We start from the raw sequence: 18,433 nt of genomic DNA, 5'->3' as shown, positions 1-18,433 counted from the left end.
TTTTTATTAAATTATCTCTTCGAACTTATTTAGTACTTCTTTAACTCCTCTTTTGTCTTGCGAGGAAAATGGTATTAGTAAATCCTTATCTAAGTCGTTAAGTGATTTATTTATTATGCTTACTTGTTTTAGTATTTGTGATGATTTTAACTTATCTAGCTTATTAGCTATGATGAGATAGTCCGTTCCAGTTGATCTAATGTAATCATACATCATTAAGTCTAGCTTTGTTGGCTCATGCCTAATGTCAATTATTTGACAGATAAGAGCAATGTTTTGAGACTTAACAAGGTATTCTTCTATAATCTTCTTCCACTTCTCTCTTTCCTTCATGGATATTTTTGCATATCCATAGCCAGGAAGGTCAACTATTCTAAACTTATTATCCATATTATAAAAGTTAATAGTTCTAGTCTTTCCAGGTGAAGACGATGTATAAGCAAGTTTCTTTCTGTTAGTAAGCGCATTTATAAATGAGCTCTTGCCAACATTACTTCTACCAACTAAAACTATCTCCTTAAGACCATCTTTTGGGTAGCTTTTCTCATCAACTGCCATCCTCTCTAAGAAGGGTTCATTAATCTTAAGCATCTTTATCACCATCTATGAAAATAATTTTGCTAAGCTCTTTAAAGTTATTAACGTAATGTACATTAAGACTTTCTTTAATATTTTTTGGAAGCTTTTCAAAATCTTTCTTATTTTCCATAGGAAGAATTAAATCTCTAATCTTCATTCTCTTAGCAGCAAGGGCCTTTTCTTTAAGACCGCCAATAGCAAGGACATTACCTAATAGAGTAATTTCTCCAGTCATAGCAAAGTATCTGTTAATCTTTTGATCTGTCAAGGCTGATAGTATCGCCGTTGTTATGGTTATACCAGCACTTGGTCCATCTTTTGGTATAGCGCCCTCTGGTACGTGAACATGTATGTCGTAATCTTTGAACTTCTTTTTGTCAATATTAAAGTACTCGTAGTTAGCCTTTAAGTAGCTTATCGCTAATTGACAAGACTCTTGCATAACTTTACCAAGGTTACCAGTTATATTAAGTTTGCCATCACCAGGCATTAATTGAGCTTCAACGTTTATAGTATCGCCGCCTACCCTAGTCCATGCAAGACCTACAGCTTTACCAACGCTATCTTCTTTGTCGACTAGATTATATTCAAATATTGGTCCTTCTAGCAATTTATCAACAGTTTTTACATCAACTTTTTTAACTAGCTCATCATCCATATATTTTTTATAAACTAATTTTCTGATTATTGATTGTATCTTTCTTTCAAGCTCTCTTACACCCGACTCTCTTGTGTAATTATCTATAAGTCTATAAAGAGCTTCATCGTCAAATTTTATTGCATCTTTACTTAAACCAGCATTTTCTAAAGACTTTGGTACAAGATACTTCTTTGCTATATTAAGCTTTTCTTCGTCAGTGTAGCCCTCTATCCTTATTATTTCAAGCCTATCTAAAAGCGCTTCTGGTATAGTATCTAGCGAGTTTGCAGTAGTTATAAATAAAACTTCTGATAAATCATATGGAAGTTCTAAGTATCTATCAGTAAAGTCACTATTTTGAGAGCTGTCAAGCACTTCTAGCAGTGCACTCGATGGGTCTCCTCTAAAATCTTGGCCTATCTTATCTATCTCGTCAAATAAAAATACTGGATTTTTTGACTTAGCCTTCTTCATTAAAGAAATAATTCTTCCTGGCATTGATCCAACATAGGTCCTCATGTGACCTCTAATATCAGCTTCATCCTTAATGCCGCCTAGTGACATCCTAACAAAATTTCTGTTTGTAGCATTGGCTATAGAGTTAGCTATAGATGTCTTACCTACCCCTGGAGGCCCAACAAAGCATATGATAGAGCCTTTTATAGCTTTCTTATTATTAAGTATAGCAAGGTATTCAAGTATCCTGTCCTTAACATCTTTTAAGCCGTAATGATCCCTATCAAGTATCTCCTTAGCTAACTTTAAGTCCTTTGTATCCTTAGTTCTATTATTCCAAGGAAGGTCCTTAATTAACTCGATATATTGAAGTGTAGAAGGGTAATCAGGTGATGTCACTGGCGTTTGCTCAAGCTTCTCTATCTCCTTAAAAGCCTTCTCCTCTACTTCATTTGGAGCTTTTAATTTTTTAATATCACTTCTATATGCATCAAAAATATTTTTAGCTCCAGATTTATCCGCATTAAGTTCATTTTTTATAATCTTTAATTGTTCATGAAGGATGTAGTCTCTTTGATTTTTGTCCATGGCATCTTTTGTTTTATCTTGAAGTGTTTGTAAAACCTCAATTGTAACTATGGATTTATTGATAGTATCAATAACTATCTTAGTTCTTTCCTTCTTGTCAAGTGCATTATTATAATCTTGAGTAATTTTTTTATCAATATCAAGCCTTGAGAATATACTATCCAAAAACACATTGTAGTCAACATTACTTGGAACTATCCTGTCCTTACTTGATTGACTCTCCATAATAAGTGCATTTAACTTATCGAGTGCACTCTTAACTACCTCAGAGTATGTAATATTCTCAGGATTGTCAAATGAATAGTCGTTCTCGTCATTTAATTTTATAAGATCACCATAAACAATGCCATCGTTCTTAAAAACATTAGTCAAATAAACCTTAGATAGAGTTCTAAAATTCATCTTCATGTACTTATTGTTAGGAACTATGGATTCAATCTCAGCAAGTATACCTATCTCGTGAACTGATTTTGCGCTTGATATAGACTTTCTATTTGTTTTTAATTGAAAAACAGCAAAGATACCATTAGTCTTAGATGCCTTCGCTATAGAAGTAACCAAGTCTTCATTATCTAGATTGATACTGTAAAAATTATTACTAACAAGATTCAAATCTTGAATTGAAACGATAGGCACTTTAATGCCATCTTCACCATAGTCATCATCAAATGAAAAATTATCGATTATTTCTTCATAATTATCCATATCTTTCTCCTTTAATAAAAGGCCGAAACATATCTGTCCGGCCTTATTGAGCTTCTAAATAAGCAATCTGCTTAATCTATGAAACGATTTTTTCTTCTTTATCCTTATCGTCACTTTGATAAGTAAGCTTCTTCTTTCCATCTATAACAGAGCTATCTATCTTTAATGTTCCATCGTACTTCTTAGATGGAAGTTCATACATTATATCAAGCATTACTTTTTCAATAATACTTCTTAGTCCTCTAGCTCCAGTCTTCATCTCAATAGCTTTTTGAGCTATTCTTCTAACTGCATCGTCAGTAAACTCAAGCTCTGCGCCATCCATCCTAATAAGCTCTTGATATTGCTTAATAAGTGCGTTCTTTGGCTCTGTTAGTATCTTGACTAAATCATCTTCCTTAAGCTCGTTAAGAGTTACTGTAACTGGAAGTCTACCTATTAGTTCTGGTATTAAACCAAACTTCATTAAGTCTTCGCTCTCAACATGCTTTAAAGCTTCTGACTTTTGTTTAGATTTGTCGAAAATTTCTGATCCAAAGCCGTAAGACTTTTTATTAGTTCTCTTTGCAATAATGTCATCTAGTCCTTGGAAGGCTCCACCAACTATGAAGAGTATATTGCTTGTATCAACTTGAATAAACTCCTCTTGTGGATGCTTTCTCCCGCCTTGTGGTGGAACGTTAGCTATAGTTCCCTCTAAGATTTTTAAAAGAGCTTGTTGAACACCTTCCCCGCTAACATCTCTTGTGATTGAAACGTTTTCACTCTTCTTAGCTATCTTATCTATCTCATCTACATAGATTATACCTCTTTCGGCTCTATCTACATCGTAGTTTGCATTTTGGATAAGCTTAAGAATGATGTTTTCAACATCTTCGCCGACGTAGCCTGCTTCAGTAAGAGTAGTTGCATCACATATTGCAAATGGAACGTTAAGTATCCTTGCTAGTGTCTCAGCAAGAAGTGTTTTACCGCTTCCTGTTGGACCAAGTAAAAGTATGTTGCTTTTTTTTATTTCTACATCTTTATCAATTGTATCCTTTGTGATTCTCTTATAATGGTTATATACAGCAACAGATAAAGTCTTCTTAGCGTCATCTTGTCCGATGACATATTCGTCTAAAGACTTCTTTATCTCCATTGGTGTAGGTAAAACCATATCTTCGAAGTCATAATGTTCTTCATTTAGTAGATGGTCTTCCTCTAATATATCCATACAAACGTTAATACATTCATCACAGATGTATACATTTGGTCCAGATATCAATCTTTTGACTTCGTTTTGAGTTTTTCCACAAAAGGAACATCTTATTTCATCATATTTCGACATTTATTAATGTTTCTCCATAACTTTATCTATTAGACCATACTTAACTGCTTCTTCTGCATTTAAGTAGTAGTCTCTGTCAGTATCTCTATTGATTATCTCAATATCTTGTCCAGTTTTTTCTGACAGTATCTTATTTATTCTCTTTCTAATTTCAAGAATCTTTTCTGCTTGAATACGAATGTCTTCAGCTTGTCCTTGAGTTCCACCAAGTGGTTGATGTATCATAATATCTGCATTTGGTAGAGCATATCTCTTTCCTTTAGTGCCTGATGCTAATAGAAAGGCACCCATTGACGCAGCTAAGCCAACGCATATAGTTGATACATCAGGTTTTATATATTGCATAGTATCATATATAGCAAAGCCAGCTGATACTGAGCCTCCTGGTGAATTTATATAGATTTGTATATCTTTATCAGGATCTTCTGCTTCTAGAAATAACAATTGAGCTACAATTAAGTCAGCCATCTCATTGTTTATTTCGCCTGACAAGAAAATAATTCTTTCTTTTAAAAGCCTTGAGTAGATATCATATGACCTTTCTCCTCTGGAACTTTGTTCTACAACCATAGGAATTAATGCCATTTTATCACCCCATTAAATATATTTTACTTTTTTCTTTATATCGTCTATTGCTTTTGAGTTAAGTATGCCTCTATCTAGGAATTCTAGAGATCCTTCACTCATTGTCTTTTTAAATTCTTCTTTATCTTCTGCTTTATACATTTCAGCTAATTTATCAAGTTCTTTGTCATAATCTCTCTTTGTTGCTTTTAATTTATTTTCTTGAGCATATTTTTCAAGAATTAAACCAAGTTTAACTCTCTTTTCTGCAGGTTCTTTGAATGTTTCCTTGATTTCTTCGTCTGTATTTCCAGTATACTTCTTGTAATCTTCATAGTTTAAGCCTTGAGCTTGTAGTCTATATTGGAAGTTTCTTAATTCGTTTTCTACTTCGTCTTCAATCATTCTATTTGGAACATCAAATTTTGTTTCTTCAATAACTTTATCAAGTACTTTGTTTTCTCTTTGAGCGTCAATCATTTCATTGAATTGAGCTTTTAATTTCTTTCTTAAATCTGCTTTAAATTCTTTTAATGTATCAAATTCTGAAACATCTGATGCAAAGTTATCATCAAGTTCAGGCAATTCTTTAACTTTAATTTCATTTATAGTGCAGATAAATTTAGCATCTTTTCCTTTTAGATCTTCTGCATGATATTCTTCAGGGAATTTAACATTTACATCAAATTCTTCTCCTATAGCTCTATCTACTAATTGATCTTCAAAGCCTGGTATAAATGAATTAGAACCAATTTCTAGTTCATAGTCTTTTGCTTCTCCGCCTTGGAAAGCTTCGTTATCTACATAACCTTTGAAATCAAGCTTAACTATATCACCTTTTTTAGTCTTTCTATCTTCGATGATAGTGTATCTAGCATTTTCGTTTCTTAATCTTTCGATTTCATTTGTAACTACTTCTTTATCGAATTCTTCTTTAACGTCTTCAACTTCTATCTCTTCGAAGTTTGGTAATTCAAACTCAGGAACTACTTCTACTTCAAATGTAAAGTTAATATTTTCATTTTCTTTAAAGTCTTTAACATCAACATCTGGTTGATCAACAACTTTTAAATCTAATTCTTCTAATGCCTTTGGATAGATTTCTTGAAGCATTATGTTTATAGCTTCATCGTAAAATACTTGAACGCCATAGTTTTGTTCAATAATCATCTTAGGTACTTTACCTTTTCTAAATCCAGGAATACTAAATTTTGATCTAATCTTCTTATAAGCTTCGTCTATCTTAGGCTCAAAATCCTTCCAATCCACGTCTACATTGAAGTAAACTTTATTTTTTTCTTTTTTGTCAAAATTAACTTTCACTTAATTCACTCCTTAAAATTACTTATGTTGTTATTATATCACTAATATCGTTATAAGTAAATAAATATTTTACTTAATTACACAAGAAAAAGTCAAACAAGATCAAAGTTTGACTTTTAATTAAATTATTTACCAAAATCAACGCTTGGTGCGTTCTCTGCTCCATCTTGAGCTTTAAATGTTTCAAATTTATCAAAGCCAAGCATCGATGCAAAGATATTGTTAGGGAATGTCCTAACTGATTTATTGAATTCAGTTGCTTCGTTATTAAAGTCACGTCTTGCAACTGCTATCCTGTTTTCAGTTCCTGCTAATTCATCTTGTAAACTTAAGAAGTTTTCATTAGCTTTTAAATCTGGATAGTTTTCTACAACTATGTTAATGTTTTTAGCTAGTTCTGTATCAAGCTTTTCATAGTCTTCAGGTGTTTTTGCATCTGTGTATCCACTTCTAAGTTTAGCAATGTTTTCAAGTGTTTCTTCTTCGTGTTGAGCGTAACCCTTTACTGTTTCAACTAAGTTTGGTATTAGGTCAGCTCTTCTTTGATATTGTGTTTGAACTTCTGCCCATGTCTTATTAACATTCTCTTGTCTGTTAACTAGGCCATTGTACTTAGATGCTACTAGTGCACCTAAAGCAATTACTATTACTAGTATAATTAAAAGTGGTGAAAATTTACCTCTTCTTTGTCTTTTTTCTTCCATTTCATATTCTCCTTTATTTAAAATTTATTTACCAAGATCCTGATGCTCCGCCGCCGCCAGATGAACCGCCGCCAAATGAGCCGCCACCTGATCCGCCGAAGCCGCCAAATCCGCCTGAACCACCAGAGCCTCCAAATAAGCCACCGAATGGATCGTCGTCATCGAAAAATATATTTCTACGTCTTCGTCTATACATTCTTCCTCTTCTGCCGTAGATATATCTTGATCTATTAAGCCTAGATGTAATCATAATAAATAAAAATATTAATAATATTATCATTACTGGGCTTATAGATAAGTCATTTTCAAGTCCTAATTCATTTACGTCTATTTCTTCAAACTTTACATTGTACTCTTCTCCGATGTAATAAATTACGCTATCGAACGCATCTCTAATACCTTTATCGTAATCTTCTGCTTGAAAATTAGGTTTTATTACATTTCTTATTATTCTTCCTGCTTTAGCATCATTTATTGCGCCTTCAAGCCCATAACCTACTTCAAACCTTACCTGTCTATCATTAAGGCTTACTAATAAAAGTACTCCGTTGTTCTTTTTCTTATCACCTATGCCCCAATCTCTAAATACTTTATTAGAAAATGATTCTATATCCGTTCCTCCTAGGTCGTTGACAGTAAGTACAGCGACTTGGCTTCCATAGTCTTTCATTTTAAAATTCATTTCATTAATATGATCAATAGTATCTTGAGAGATAATATTTGCATTATCGAGAACAAATCCATAATCAGGCTTTGAGATTGCTTTTGCAGTAAAGCCTTGTAAGAAAATTATTTGAACTATAAATAATATTATAAATTTTTTAAGAAAGCTCTTTTTCATATTTACCTCCGTATATAAAATATACCCGAAATGTCATGCTTTTAATCAATTAAAGCTTTCCTTCTTTTTCAAATATTTCTCTCAAAAACTTTCCTGTATATGATTTTTTATTCTTAGCCACTTCTATAGGTGTTCCTGTGGCAACTATGGTTCCGCCCATGTCTCCGCCTTCTGGACCAAGGTCTATGATGTAGTCTGATTGCTTAATAACATCAAGATTATGTTCTATAACTAAGACTGAATTGTTTTGATCAACAAGTGTGTTTAGTACCTTTATAAGCTTAGCAACGTCATGTGAGTGAAGTCCAGTAGTTGGCTCATCAAGTATATATATTGTTCTTCCAGTTGACTTTTTAGAAAGTTCTGTGGCAAGCTTAACTCTTTGTGCCTCGCCACCCGATAGCTCTGTTGAGCTTTGACCAATCTTTATATATCCAAGACCTACATCATAAAGCGTTTGTAGTTTTCTTGCTATACGCGGTTGATTTTCAAAAAACTTTAGTCCTTCCTCAACTGTCATTTCAAGCACATCGGCTATAGTTTTGTCCTTAAACTTAACTTCAAGTGTCTCTCTATTGTACCTCTTACCTTTACATACCTCGCATGGTACGTATACATCTGGCAAGAAGTGCATTTCTACCTTTAATATACCATCACCCTTACATGCCTCGCAGCGACCGCCCTTAACATTGAAAGAGAATCTTCCTTTTTGATAACCTCTCATCTTTGCTTCTTGCGTCATAGCAAAGACATCTCTGATTAGATCAAATGTGCCAGTGTATGTCGCTGGATTTGATCTAGGCGTTCTACCTATTGGGCTTTGATCAATTACTACTACCTTGTCAATATTTTCAATGCCTTCAACAGCTTTTCTCTTACCAGGTTTATATTTTGATTTATTTATTTTTTGTGCCAGTGATTTATAAATAATTTCATTAACTAAAGTTGACTTTCCTGAACCAGAAACGCCTGTTACCGTAACAAATTCACTTAGAGGCACTTCTACGTCTATGTTTTTAAGATTGTTTTCGCTTGCTCCTATGACTTTCAAGACATTATCTTTATCAGTTTTTCTATACTCATCCTTTAGTGGTATTTTCTTTCTTCCAGATAAATAGTCGCCTGTGATAGATTTTTTGCATTTCATAACCTTATTAATATTGCCTTGAACAACAAGATGACCACCATGTATACCTGCTCCTGGACCTATATCTATAATCTCGTCACAATGGTGCATAATCTCTTCGTCATGTTCTACTACAAGTAAGGTATTGCCTGCGTCTGTTAGCTCTCTAAGTGCTTGTATAAGCTTTAAATTGTCTCTTTGGTGTAAACCTATAGATGGCTCGTCTAAAACGTATATAACGCCCACTAGAGCAGAGCCTATCTGTGTAGCAAGCCTAATTCTTTGAGCTTCACCACCTGAAAGTGTCTTCGCCATTCTGGATAGATTTAAGTAATCAAGTCCTACAGTTATTAAGAATGACAATCTCTTCTTTATCTCAATCAAGATTTGTTCAGCAATCTTTTCTTCTGTTTCATTAAGCTTTAAATTGTTTATATAATCAAGTTCGTCTTTTATGCTAAGCTTTGTAAATTCATAAATATTTAAATCGCCTACCCTAACAGCAAGCGCTTCCTTTTTTAGTCTTGCACCGTGACATTCAGGGCATTCAATCTCTTCAACGTACTCCTCAGTGTTGTCTCTAACCGCTTGGGACATAGAGCTTGTAAGCCTGTCCATCATTACAGAGAGTATGCCCGGCCACTTCTTATTAAATTCTTTAGATGATTTTGTGAACAATGAATTGTACTTAAACCTTACATTGTAGTCAGTACCATTAAGTAAATCATCTATCATTTTCTTAGGCGCCTCTGAGAATGGCTGGTCTTCTTTAAAGTCATATTTATCTAATATAAATTTAAATATCTTATAATAATAAGTGCCCTTCTTTGAATTTTTAAATGGCTCTATGACTCCTTCTTCAAGTGAAAGTGAATAGTCAGGTATAACTAAATCCTTGTCAATGCTTCTAAAGTAGCCTAGTCCATTACATCTTTCACACATGCCAAAAGGACTGTTGAATGAAAACAATCTTGTAGATAGCTCATCAAATGATATACCGCAGTCAATGCAAGCATATTTTGTTGAATAAGATTTTTCATATAAATCTAAATAGTTTATCTTAACAAGTCCATTCGAATAATGAACTGCAGTCTCAAGTGAGCCAGTAAGTCTTGATAATATGCCATCTTTAATAACAAGTCTATCGATAACGATGTCAATATCGTGCTTCTTGTTCTTGTCTATCTCGACTTTATCTGTAATATCGTGCATTTCTCCATCTAAAATATATCTAACAAAGCCATCTTTTTGAATTTGCTCAATAACTTTTTTATGTTGCCCCTTTTGTCCTCTGACAATAGGTGCTAAGACATAGATCTTTTGTCCTTCATCATGGCTCATAATTATATCAGCTATCTGATCAATAGTTTGCGATGTAATCTTCTTACCACAGCTTGGGCAATAGATTTGACCTATTCTAGCATATAAAAGTCTTAGATAATCATAAACTTCTGTAACTGTTCCTACTGTTGATCTCGGGTTATTGCTTGTAGTCTTTTGGTCTATAGATATGGATGGGCTTAGACCGCTAATAAACTCAACATTTGGCTTAGTAGTGTTGCCTAAGAACATTCTAGCATAGCTCGAAAGGCTCTCTACATATCTTCTTTGACCTTCAGCATATATTGTGTCAAAAGCAAGTGAAGACTTCCCCGAACCTGAAAGTCCAGTTATAACCACAAATTTATTTCTAGGTATATCTATATCTAAGTTTTTTAAATTATTTTCATTGGCACCTCTAATAACTATTTTATTCTCCAATGAATAATTCCTCCTTCTTCAATTCTTCTATCATATCTCTGTATTTAGCAGCATCTTCGAAATTTAAATCCTTTGCCGCCTTATTCATCTTTGTCGTAAGTTTCTTAATCTTATCTTGAACGCCCTTTGCGCTATAAGTGTACTTTTCACCCTCATCCATCGCCTTAGTTACTTCAATAACATCTCTGATGGATTTTTTAATAGTCATAGGCGTTATATTATTATCTTCATTGTACTTCATCTGTATCTTTCTTCTTCTAGCTGTTTCATTAATTGCGCTCTCCATAGATTTAGTTATAGTATCTGCATACATAATAACTAGTCCATTAGAGTTTCTAGCTGTTCTACCAGCTGTTTGAACCAAAGATGTTTCACTACGTAAAAAGCCTTCCTTATCCGCGTCTAGTATTGCTACTAAAGATACTTCTGGTAGGTCAAGACCTTCTCTTAGAAGATTTATACCGACTAAGCAGTCAAACTTTTTCTCTCTTAAATCCTTTATAATCTGCATTCTATCAATTGCAGTGACATCTGAGTGCATATAAGTAACATTGATACCTAATTGATCAAGATACTTAGTTAAGCCCTCAGCCATCTTCTTAGTAAGTGTTGTGATTAAGACTCTCTCATCTTTTTTAGCTCTGATTCTAATTTCCTTAATCAAGTCATCTATTTGACCCTTAGTAGGTCTTACTTCAATCACTGGGTCTAGTAGGCCAGTTGGTCTAATAACTTGCTCTACAGTGTTTTTAGAGCGTTCTAGCTCATATTGAGCAGGCGTCGCGCTCACATATATAACTTGATTCATCATAGCTTCAAACTCAGCGAATTTCAAGGGCCTATTGTCAAGAGCGCTTGGTAGTCTAAAGCCATAGTCTACAAGTGAAGTCTTTCTTGACCTATCTCCCTCATACATTGCTCTGATTTGAGGCACACTTACATGTGACTCATCTATAAAGGTTATAAAGTCCTTTGGGAAGTAGTCTATCAAGGTATATGGCCTTGATCCTGGCTGTCTTTGTGATAAGTGCCTAGAATAGTTCTCTATGCCTGAACAAAAACCTATCTCGTTAAGCATCTCCAAATCATAATTAGTTCTCTCTTTAAGCCTTTGTTCTTCAACTAGTTTGCCGTGCTCATGAAGCCACTTAAGTCTATCATCTAACTCAAGCTTAATGCTTTCAATAGCTTTTTTAACTTTGTCATCAGTTGTCGCATAGTGAGACGCTGGGAAGATGGATACATGCACTCTAGTACCAATAACTTCGCCAGTTAGTGAATCAATCTCAAGTATCTTATCAATCTCATCACCAAAGAATTCAATTCTAAACGCATTTGTCTTTTCAGATGCTGGGAATATATCTAGTATATCTCCTCTAACTCTAAATGTTCCTCTGATAAAGTTTATATCATTTCTGACATATTGTATGCTAATTAATTTTTTAATTACATCATCTCTAGAGATTTGCATCTCAGGTCTAAGTGATACCATCAGCTTTTCATAATCAATAGGGTCACCTAGTCCATATATACAAGAAACAGAGGCGACAATGATTACATCTTTCCTTTCAAATAAAGCTGCTGTTGCAGAGTGCCTTAATTCATCTATGTCATCATTGATTTGGCTGTCCTTAGCGATGTAAGTATCAGTTGCCGCAACATAAGCCTCTGGTTGATAGTAGTCGTAGTAGCTTATAAAGAACTCAACTGAGTTTTCTGGAAAGAACTCCTTAAACTCGCTATATAACTGATACGCAAGAGTCTTGTTGTGCGCGATGACTAAAGCTGGTCTTTGCGTCTGTTTAATTATATTTGCCATAGTAAAAGTTTTACCAGAGCCCGTTACGCCTAGCAAAACTTGATCCCTATAGCCTTTATTAATTCCTTCAGATAGTGATTCTATTGCCTTTGGTTGATCTCCTGTAGGAGTATAATCAGACTTTAATTTGAATTTCACTATGCATCACCTTTACTAATATCTATCTCATAAATAATGTTCTTTGTATAATTCTTATCAATAACCTTTGTACTTTTATATAGCTTCTTTAAATCATTAGTCAAATATAAACTTAAGTTATCCACATTTTCAAAAAGAACTTCCTCTTTAAGATTATTATCCAATTTGCATAATAATAAATCATATGACTCAAGATTTATGTCTTTTTTTGCTAAAACATATGCTTCATCTATCTTTTTGATGTATGAGTAGTCACCCTTAATTATCATCTTGTAAAATCTTTCACTTAAATTATAAGTATATAGACTTGTGCCTTCAATTTTATTGTCAATTCTATATACAAAAGAATTGTCATCAGCATAATAATAGTTTTCTACTTCATCAATGAAGTCATAATCTTCAAAATCTCTCGTGATATATAGCATTTGATTAATATCATACTTTGATAAATATACATAGAAGCCGTTGATATAAGAAGCTCTGATTATATTATCCTCAGCGCTGAATAAGTCTATATAGCTATTGTCATTTATATCCACTTCGTATAGAGTAGTCATATTAGCCTCGCCTCTACTTATTGCAAGTAGTGAATCATCGCTCTTAAAGTTTGCGTCAATTATGTTTAAATCATCTCTATAATCTATAAACTTTATTTCATCTTTTGCTTCATTGTATATAGCACTGCTTAAAGCCGATGACTTGTCTTTAAAGTTGATAATTATGTCATCATTTTCATTCTTCTTGTATATAGACTTAATATCGCCACTAAAAGACAATATCTTCTTAGAGCTTCTGTTAGCTATATCATAGATATAAATATTGTTAAGTTCATCGTCTTTCTTATTATAGTATATAGCTTTATCTGTATTAAGCTTAAATACATTACCATTGTCAATAAACTTTGAAATAATTTCTTCATCAAGTGAAAGAACTTTACCCTCATTCGCATCAAAATTTATTTTTAAATTTTTTATAGGATGATCATGATCATCCTTTTCATAAACAAATTTATATTTAATCTGCCAAATGGGCCTGTCTGTATAAATTAAGTCAGCTGAATCAGGTAAGTTCGCAATAAGCTTATATTTTTGTTTGACATAGTTGATTGCATTGTCCTTAGTATATTTTATATCGATATTCTTAATACCACTTTTGTCAATAACAAAATCATCCGCTTCTATATCATCAGGAAGTTTATTAAGCAGCTTAATACTTATATATGGCGTGCAAACATTGTTCGAGTCATTCTTAGAATTAAGTAATATATGAAACTTTCCGTTCTTGTATACTAGAGACGAAAGCTCTATATCATCAGTTAAGCATGGCTTAATAACCATGCTTAATAATGAACTATCGTTTTTATCAATTTCTACCCTATCATTTTGCACTTCAAGATCCTTTAAATAATTAATCTTTCTAAGCACAAAAGGAATTTCTTTATTTTCACTTAATTCAATCTCTTCTCCTTCATTTATAGGAACATCAAGGTCATCAAAACCATAGCGCTTATCACTATCCTTGATGAATAGTGGTCCGTTAGTGCAAGCGCTTAGTGCAATTATTGAGATAAATATAAGTAATAAAGATATATTTTTTCTCATCTAAACAAATTATATTTCTTCGTCTTCATTAGATTCATCATCTGAACCTAAGTCTATATCGTTTAATAAATCTCTTAACTTTCTTGCTTCAGCATGTGTTAGGGATATGCCCTTACCCATCCTGCTGTGGTCTTCTCTCCAGTTTCTAATGTCAACTTTACCATCGGCACCGTTCCATGAAATAACGTTTACCTCTTTAACCATGCCTCTTCCATTGTTAGAAAATTCTCCTAATTGTTCTAATATTTCGTATTCAAAATCTTTTGCCATTTTAATTCTCCTATTTATTTAATATTTCTATAGCTTTTTGTATTTGATTATCTTTGTCAAGATTATCTATAGATATAGTTTTTACTTCTTCATTTAATTCTACTTTTACATCTGGCGCTATGCCCTTGCCGTGTATATTAACTCCGCTAGGTGTATAATAAGCGCTTGTTGTAAGTTTTAGGCCTTCACCATCTGGCATATTGTATACAGTTTGTACTATGCCCTTACCAAAGGTTTGTGTACCAACTATAGTTGCTCTCTTTCTATCTTTAAGCGCGCCAGCAACTATTTCCGAAGCTGATGCAGAGCCCTTGTTAACAAGAACAACTATCTTGATATCGTCTGCGCCTTTAGTAGCGTTTATTGTTTCTTTATTGTTTTGCTTATCAAGTGTGTACATGATTAAGCCGCCATCAAGAAAAGTATTAACTACTTGTGTTGATGTTGTTAAAAGTCCGCCTGGGTTGTTTCTTAAATCTAGTATTAGCTTTGTCATGCCTTGCTTCTTAAGCTCTTTGTATTGTTTGTTGAAGTCATTATATGTTGGCGTATCAAAACCTGATATGCTTATATAGCCAATATTATCTTTTAAAAGCTTTGATGAAACAGTTTGCACTTTGATTATTTCTCTTACGATATCAAAGTCTAAGAACTGCGCTTTACCATTTTTATCTCTTCTTAATATAGTGATTTTAACCTTTTCACCAGGCTTACCTCTCATAATCTTTACAGCGTCATCCATCTTATCAGCAGTAAAGTCTTCTCCGTTAATCTTTATGATCTTATCATCAGTCTTTAAGCCCGCTCTATCAGCTGGTGTGCCCTTCATTGGTGAAACTATAGTAATTAAGTTGTCATCAATTGATCCGCTTACGTATATACCAAGGCCAGCGAACTCTCCATCGGTCTCTTCATTAAACTTTTTGTATTCATCTTCAGTCATGTAGTATGAGTATGGATCATTTAAACTACTTACAGCGCCTTTAAGCATGCCCATAAGAACGTCGTAATCATCAGCCTTCTTATAGTAATTCTTGTCAATCATACTCTTAACTTCATTTATTCTTTCTAAAACATATTCGTCATCAAGTTTTTTATCCGTCTTTTCGTTATCTTCTTTTTTGGCAATGATTGTCGAATCAACACCTTTACTCTTTGAATTGCCAATATTGTACGAAATAAGATTGCTTGTAAAGAATAAAGCTAGGACCAATATTGTTATTAATACTTTCTTTGATTTCATTTTATCCTCCGTTATCTAAGCCAATTTATTGGGTTTGTGAAATTACCGTTCTTTCTTACTTCAAAGTGTAAGTGCGGACCTGTTGAGAAGCCGGTCGATCCAACTTTTGCTATTGCTTGACCTTTTTTAACTTTTGCTCCCTTGCTCTTTAGTAATCTCGAGCAGTGTCCGTAGCCAGTAACTATCTTTCCTCCATGGTCAACTAGTATTAGGTTGCCATAGCCAGCATATTTGCCAGAGAAAATTACTGTGCCATCTGCTGCTGCGACGATATTTGTTCCTGTTGGAGCAGGTATGTCAATACCAGTGTGTAATCTTTTTATCTTAAATATAGGATGATTTCTATAGCCATAGCCTGAACTAATTCTAGTATGACCAGGTAGTGGCCATCCAAGCTTACCTCCTACAAACTTCTGAGAATTAGATTGAAGCTTAAGTATTTGTGCTCCTAAGTTCTTAGAGTCTTGTTCAAGTTTTGCCAGACTCTTCTTTGCCTTCTCTATATCATTTTTTAATATTGAAAATTGTTTTTCTTGTTCTGATTTTAACTTAGTTACTTCATCTTTTTGACTAGCTAGTTTGTTTTTATTCTCAACTTGAGTGTTCTTTAAGCTTTCTAGTGAAGATTTTATCTTAACAATGTTATCAACTTCGCCTTCAATGCTTGCGATGAGGTTCTGGTCTCTCTTGGCCATCTTTTGAACCATGTTTTTCTTAGAAAGATAATCATCCAAAGATTTAGATGAAAGAAGTACTGTAACATAGTTATCATCACTATTCATATACATGCTTCTTAGTCTCTTTCTAAACAAAGCATCATTTTCTTTTAGTCTTTTTTGAGCATCATCAAGCTCAATAGTCTTTTGAGCTATCTTATTGTCAGTATCTTTAATAGCGTTATTAAGATTATCTATACTCGAGTTTAAAGATGAAATACTATTTCCATACTTAACTATATTGTTATAAACGTTTGTAGATTCTTTTTGTTTAGTGTTTATCTCAATTTTAGTGTCCTTAATCTGCTTGTCAACATTTTTCTTCTTATTCTTTAGCTTGCCAGCTGCAAAGACAGTTTGAAAACTTAAAGCTAATATTAATAAAACGATTATCAATCTCTTCTTCTTAAACAAATAATCACCTATACCTTTAATAACTTCTTAAGTGAACTGATGCTACCAAGCATACCAATTCCAACACCTAATGTCACAAATATAATACTAAAGTCTGTAATAATATTTTCTGGACTAACTAAGGCATCGCTAAGCATTCCATTTTTTGATCCAGCTAGATAATCATATACATATGAGTAGCCAAATTTTACACATAGCATTGCGATAAGTGCTGCAATTAGGCCTATCATTATACCCTCAAACACATATGGACCAGTGATGTAGCCGTTAGTTGCTCCAACATACTTCATAATCTCAATCTCTTTCTTTCTTGAGCTTATGGATAATCTTATAGTATTTGAAATCAAGAATATTGAGATGAATATTAAGGCTATGATTAAACCAAAACCGCCTATCTGCATGTACTTAGATATCTTAAGTAAATGTATTACTTCATCAGATAAATACCTTACATCTTCAACGCCTGGCATCATCTTGATCTCTCCAGCAACATCGTTTATCTTTTCTATATCATTAACATGAATCTTGAATGCATTTGGTAGTGGATTATCTTCCTTGTATTCTTCAAGTAAGTAGCTCTTATTTTCCCATTGTTCAAACATGCTTTCTAGGCCTTCATCTTTGGAGATAAATTTAACTTCTTTAACTTCATCTATGTCCTTAAGCTTCTCTTCCATGTCCTTAATACCTTCATCATCAACACCATCTAATAAGAAGACCTTTACTTCATTTATCTTTTCTTTAGTGTCGCCAACAACTTTATTAACACTTAAAACTATAATCAATACAGTTGAAAGTATTAACAAAACCGAAAGTATCGATACTATTGCTGCTAAGGCCATGTTGAAGTGCCTTGCTATACCTTTAAATCCGTCTTTAATTATATTTATTATCTCTCTAAATTTCACAGTAGTACCCACCTTCATAAACATCACTTATAACATTACCGTGGTTTAAAGTGATTACTCTCTTTTTCATCTCATCTACGATGTTCTTCGCATGCGTTGCCATGACTATGGTTGTGCCTCTATTGTTGATATCTTGCAATAGGTTCATTATTTCCCATGCAGTATCTGAGTCGAGGTTACCTGTTGGCTCGTCCGCAATGATAACATCTGGCTTATTTACTAAAGCTCTGGCAATGGCAGTCCTTTGGCACTCGCCTCCTGAAAGTTGGTGAGGATAAGACTTTGCCTTATCGCTTAGACCAACCATGCTTAGTATAATTGGCACACTTCTTCTAATCTCTCTAGGCTTCTTGCCTATGATTTCCATAGCAAAAGCAACATTTTCATAAACAGTCTTGTTAGGTAAAAGTCTAAAGTCTTGAAAAACAACTCCTATATACCTTCTGATATATGGAATCTTTCTGTTGCTAACATCTGTTATGTCTTCATTATTTAAATATATCTTGCCGCTAGTGGGCCTAATTTCTTTCAATATTAATTTTGTCAAAGTTGACTTGCCTGCACCAGATGGTCCTATCAAAAATACAAACTCACCCGGTTTGATGTGTATGTTTATATCATTTAGAGCAAGAACTTCGCCATATTTTTTACTTACGTTTTCTAATTTAATCAAAAATATAACACCTCTTGTCATTTATAATCGTTTT

Annotated in this window: 15 protein-coding genes; all 15 read right to left on the bottom strand. The window is 33.5% G+C overall.

The window, feature by feature from the left end; genetic code table 11:
* Positions 1–6: 6 nt before the first annotated feature.
* Positions 7–591, bottom strand: coding sequence for a ribosome biogenesis GTP-binding protein YihA/YsxC (yihA, locus tag AC1EJ0_RS00560; RefSeq protein ID WP_480022840.1), 585 nt, complete (start codon positions 589–591; stop codon positions 7–9).
* Positions 584–2,968, bottom strand: coding sequence for an endopeptidase La (gene lon / locus AC1EJ0_RS00555; protein WP_480022841.1), 2,385 nt, complete (start codon positions 2,966–2,968; stop codon positions 584–586). The genes yihA and lon overlap by 8 nt, the downstream gene beginning before the upstream one ends.
* A 76-nt stretch (positions 2,969–3,044) precedes the next feature.
* Positions 3,045–4,298, bottom strand: coding sequence for an ATP-dependent Clp protease ATP-binding subunit ClpX (clpX, locus tag AC1EJ0_RS00550; RefSeq protein ID WP_480022842.1), 1,254 nt, complete (start codon positions 4,296–4,298; stop codon positions 3,045–3,047).
* A 3-nt stretch (positions 4,299–4,301) separates the two neighbouring features.
* Complete coding sequence (gene clpP / locus AC1EJ0_RS00545; protein ID WP_294796603.1) at positions 4,302–4,883, bottom strand: ATP-dependent Clp endopeptidase proteolytic subunit ClpP; 582 nt, start codon at positions 4,881–4,883, stop codon at positions 4,302–4,304.
* Positions 4,884–4,895: 12 nt separating this feature from the next.
* Positions 4,896–6,185 (bottom strand): trigger factor, encoded by a 1,290-nt coding sequence (tig, locus tag AC1EJ0_RS00540; RefSeq protein ID WP_480022843.1) that lies wholly within the window; start codon positions 6,183–6,185, stop codon positions 4,896–4,898.
* A 125-nt stretch (positions 6,186–6,310) separates the two neighbouring features.
* Positions 6,311–6,889 (bottom strand): LemA family protein, encoded by a 579-nt coding sequence (locus tag AC1EJ0_RS00535; RefSeq protein ID WP_480022844.1) that lies wholly within the window; start codon positions 6,887–6,889, stop codon positions 6,311–6,313.
* A 28-nt stretch (positions 6,890–6,917) separates the two neighbouring features.
* Complete coding sequence (locus AC1EJ0_RS00530) at positions 6,918–7,730, bottom strand: TPM domain-containing protein (protein ID WP_480022845.1); 813 nt, start codon at positions 7,728–7,730, stop codon at positions 6,918–6,920.
* 49 nt (positions 7,731–7,779) lie between these two features.
* Entirely contained in the window at positions 7,780–10,617 is a 2,838-nt protein-coding gene (gene uvrA / locus AC1EJ0_RS00525; RefSeq protein WP_480022846.1) for an excinuclease ABC subunit UvrA, read from the bottom strand.
* Complete coding sequence (gene uvrB / locus AC1EJ0_RS00520) at positions 10,607–12,577, bottom strand: excinuclease ABC subunit UvrB (protein WP_480022920.1); 1,971 nt, start codon at positions 12,575–12,577, stop codon at positions 10,607–10,609. Before uvrB ends, uvrA begins: the two co-directional genes overlap by 11 nt.
* Positions 12,574–14,175, bottom strand: coding sequence for a hypothetical protein (locus tag AC1EJ0_RS00515; RefSeq protein WP_480022847.1), 1,602 nt, complete (start codon positions 14,173–14,175; stop codon positions 12,574–12,576). Before AC1EJ0_RS00515 ends, uvrB begins: the two co-directional genes overlap by 4 nt.
* A gap of 9 nt (positions 14,176–14,184) precedes the next feature.
* On the bottom strand, positions 14,185–14,445 hold the full coding sequence (locus AC1EJ0_RS00510; RefSeq protein WP_058260328.1) for a YdbC family protein: 261 nt from the start codon (positions 14,443–14,445) through the stop codon (positions 14,185–14,187).
* Between the two features lie 10 nt (positions 14,446–14,455).
* The gene (locus tag AC1EJ0_RS00505) at positions 14,456–15,688 is read right to left on the bottom strand and encodes a S41 family peptidase (protein WP_480022848.1); all 1,233 of its coding nucleotides are present in this window, start codon (positions 15,686–15,688) and stop codon (positions 14,456–14,458) included.
* Positions 15,689–15,699: 11 nt separating this feature from the next.
* On the bottom strand, positions 15,700–16,818 hold the full coding sequence (locus AC1EJ0_RS00500; RefSeq protein WP_480022849.1) for a murein hydrolase activator EnvC family protein: 1,119 nt from the start codon (positions 16,816–16,818) through the stop codon (positions 15,700–15,702).
* A gap of 8 nt (positions 16,819–16,826) precedes the next feature.
* Entirely contained in the window at positions 16,827–17,726 is a 900-nt protein-coding gene (ftsX, locus tag AC1EJ0_RS00495; RefSeq protein WP_320605271.1) for a permease-like cell division protein FtsX, read from the bottom strand.
* Positions 17,716–18,399 carry a cell division ATP-binding protein FtsE gene (ftsE, locus tag AC1EJ0_RS00490; protein ID WP_480022850.1) on the bottom strand — a complete coding sequence of 228 codons (684 nt, stop codon included), beginning with the start codon at positions 18,397–18,399 and terminating at the stop codon, positions 17,716–17,718. Before ftsE ends, ftsX begins: the two co-directional genes overlap by 11 nt.
* Between the last annotated feature and the right edge of the window lie 34 nt (positions 18,400–18,433).

The organism is Fenollaria sp. C0166D3 (assembly GCF_056590255.1).
The sequence above is the reverse complement of the archived record's forward strand: the minus strand, read 5'-3'. Positions and strand labels throughout refer to the sequence as shown.

Bases quoted from the DNA above. Each gene is read 5' to 3' on its own strand.
- AC1EJ0_RS00530 (WP_480022845.1), bottom strand. From the start codon at position 7,730: ATGAAAAAGAGCTTTCTTAAAAAATTTATAATATTATTTATAGTTCAA.
- clpX (WP_480022842.1), bottom strand. From the start codon at position 4,298: ATGTCGAAATATGATGAAATAAGATGTTCCTTTTGTGGAAAAACTCAA.
- AC1EJ0_RS00510 (WP_058260328.1), bottom strand. From the start codon at position 14,445: ATGGCAAAAGATTTTGAATACGAAATATTAGAACAATTAGGAGAATTT.
- AC1EJ0_RS00515 (WP_480022847.1), bottom strand. From the start codon at position 14,175: ATGAGAAAAAATATATCTTTATTACTTATATTTATCTCAATAATTGCA.
- AC1EJ0_RS00505 (WP_480022848.1), bottom strand. From the start codon at position 15,688: ATGAAATCAAAGAAAGTATTAATAACAATATTGGTCCTAGCTTTATTC.
- yihA (WP_480022840.1), bottom strand. From the start codon at position 591: ATGCTTAAGATTAATGAACCCTTCTTAGAGAGGATGGCAGTTGATGAG.
- clpP (WP_294796603.1), bottom strand. From the start codon at position 4,883: ATGGCATTAATTCCTATGGTTGTAGAACAAAGTTCCAGAGGAGAAAGG.
- AC1EJ0_RS00535 (WP_480022844.1), bottom strand. From the start codon at position 6,889: ATGGAAGAAAAAAGACAAAGAAGAGGTAAATTTTCACCACTTTTAATT.
- lon (WP_480022841.1), bottom strand. From the start codon at position 2,968: ATGGATAATTATGAAGAAATAATCGATAATTTTTCATTTGATGATGAC.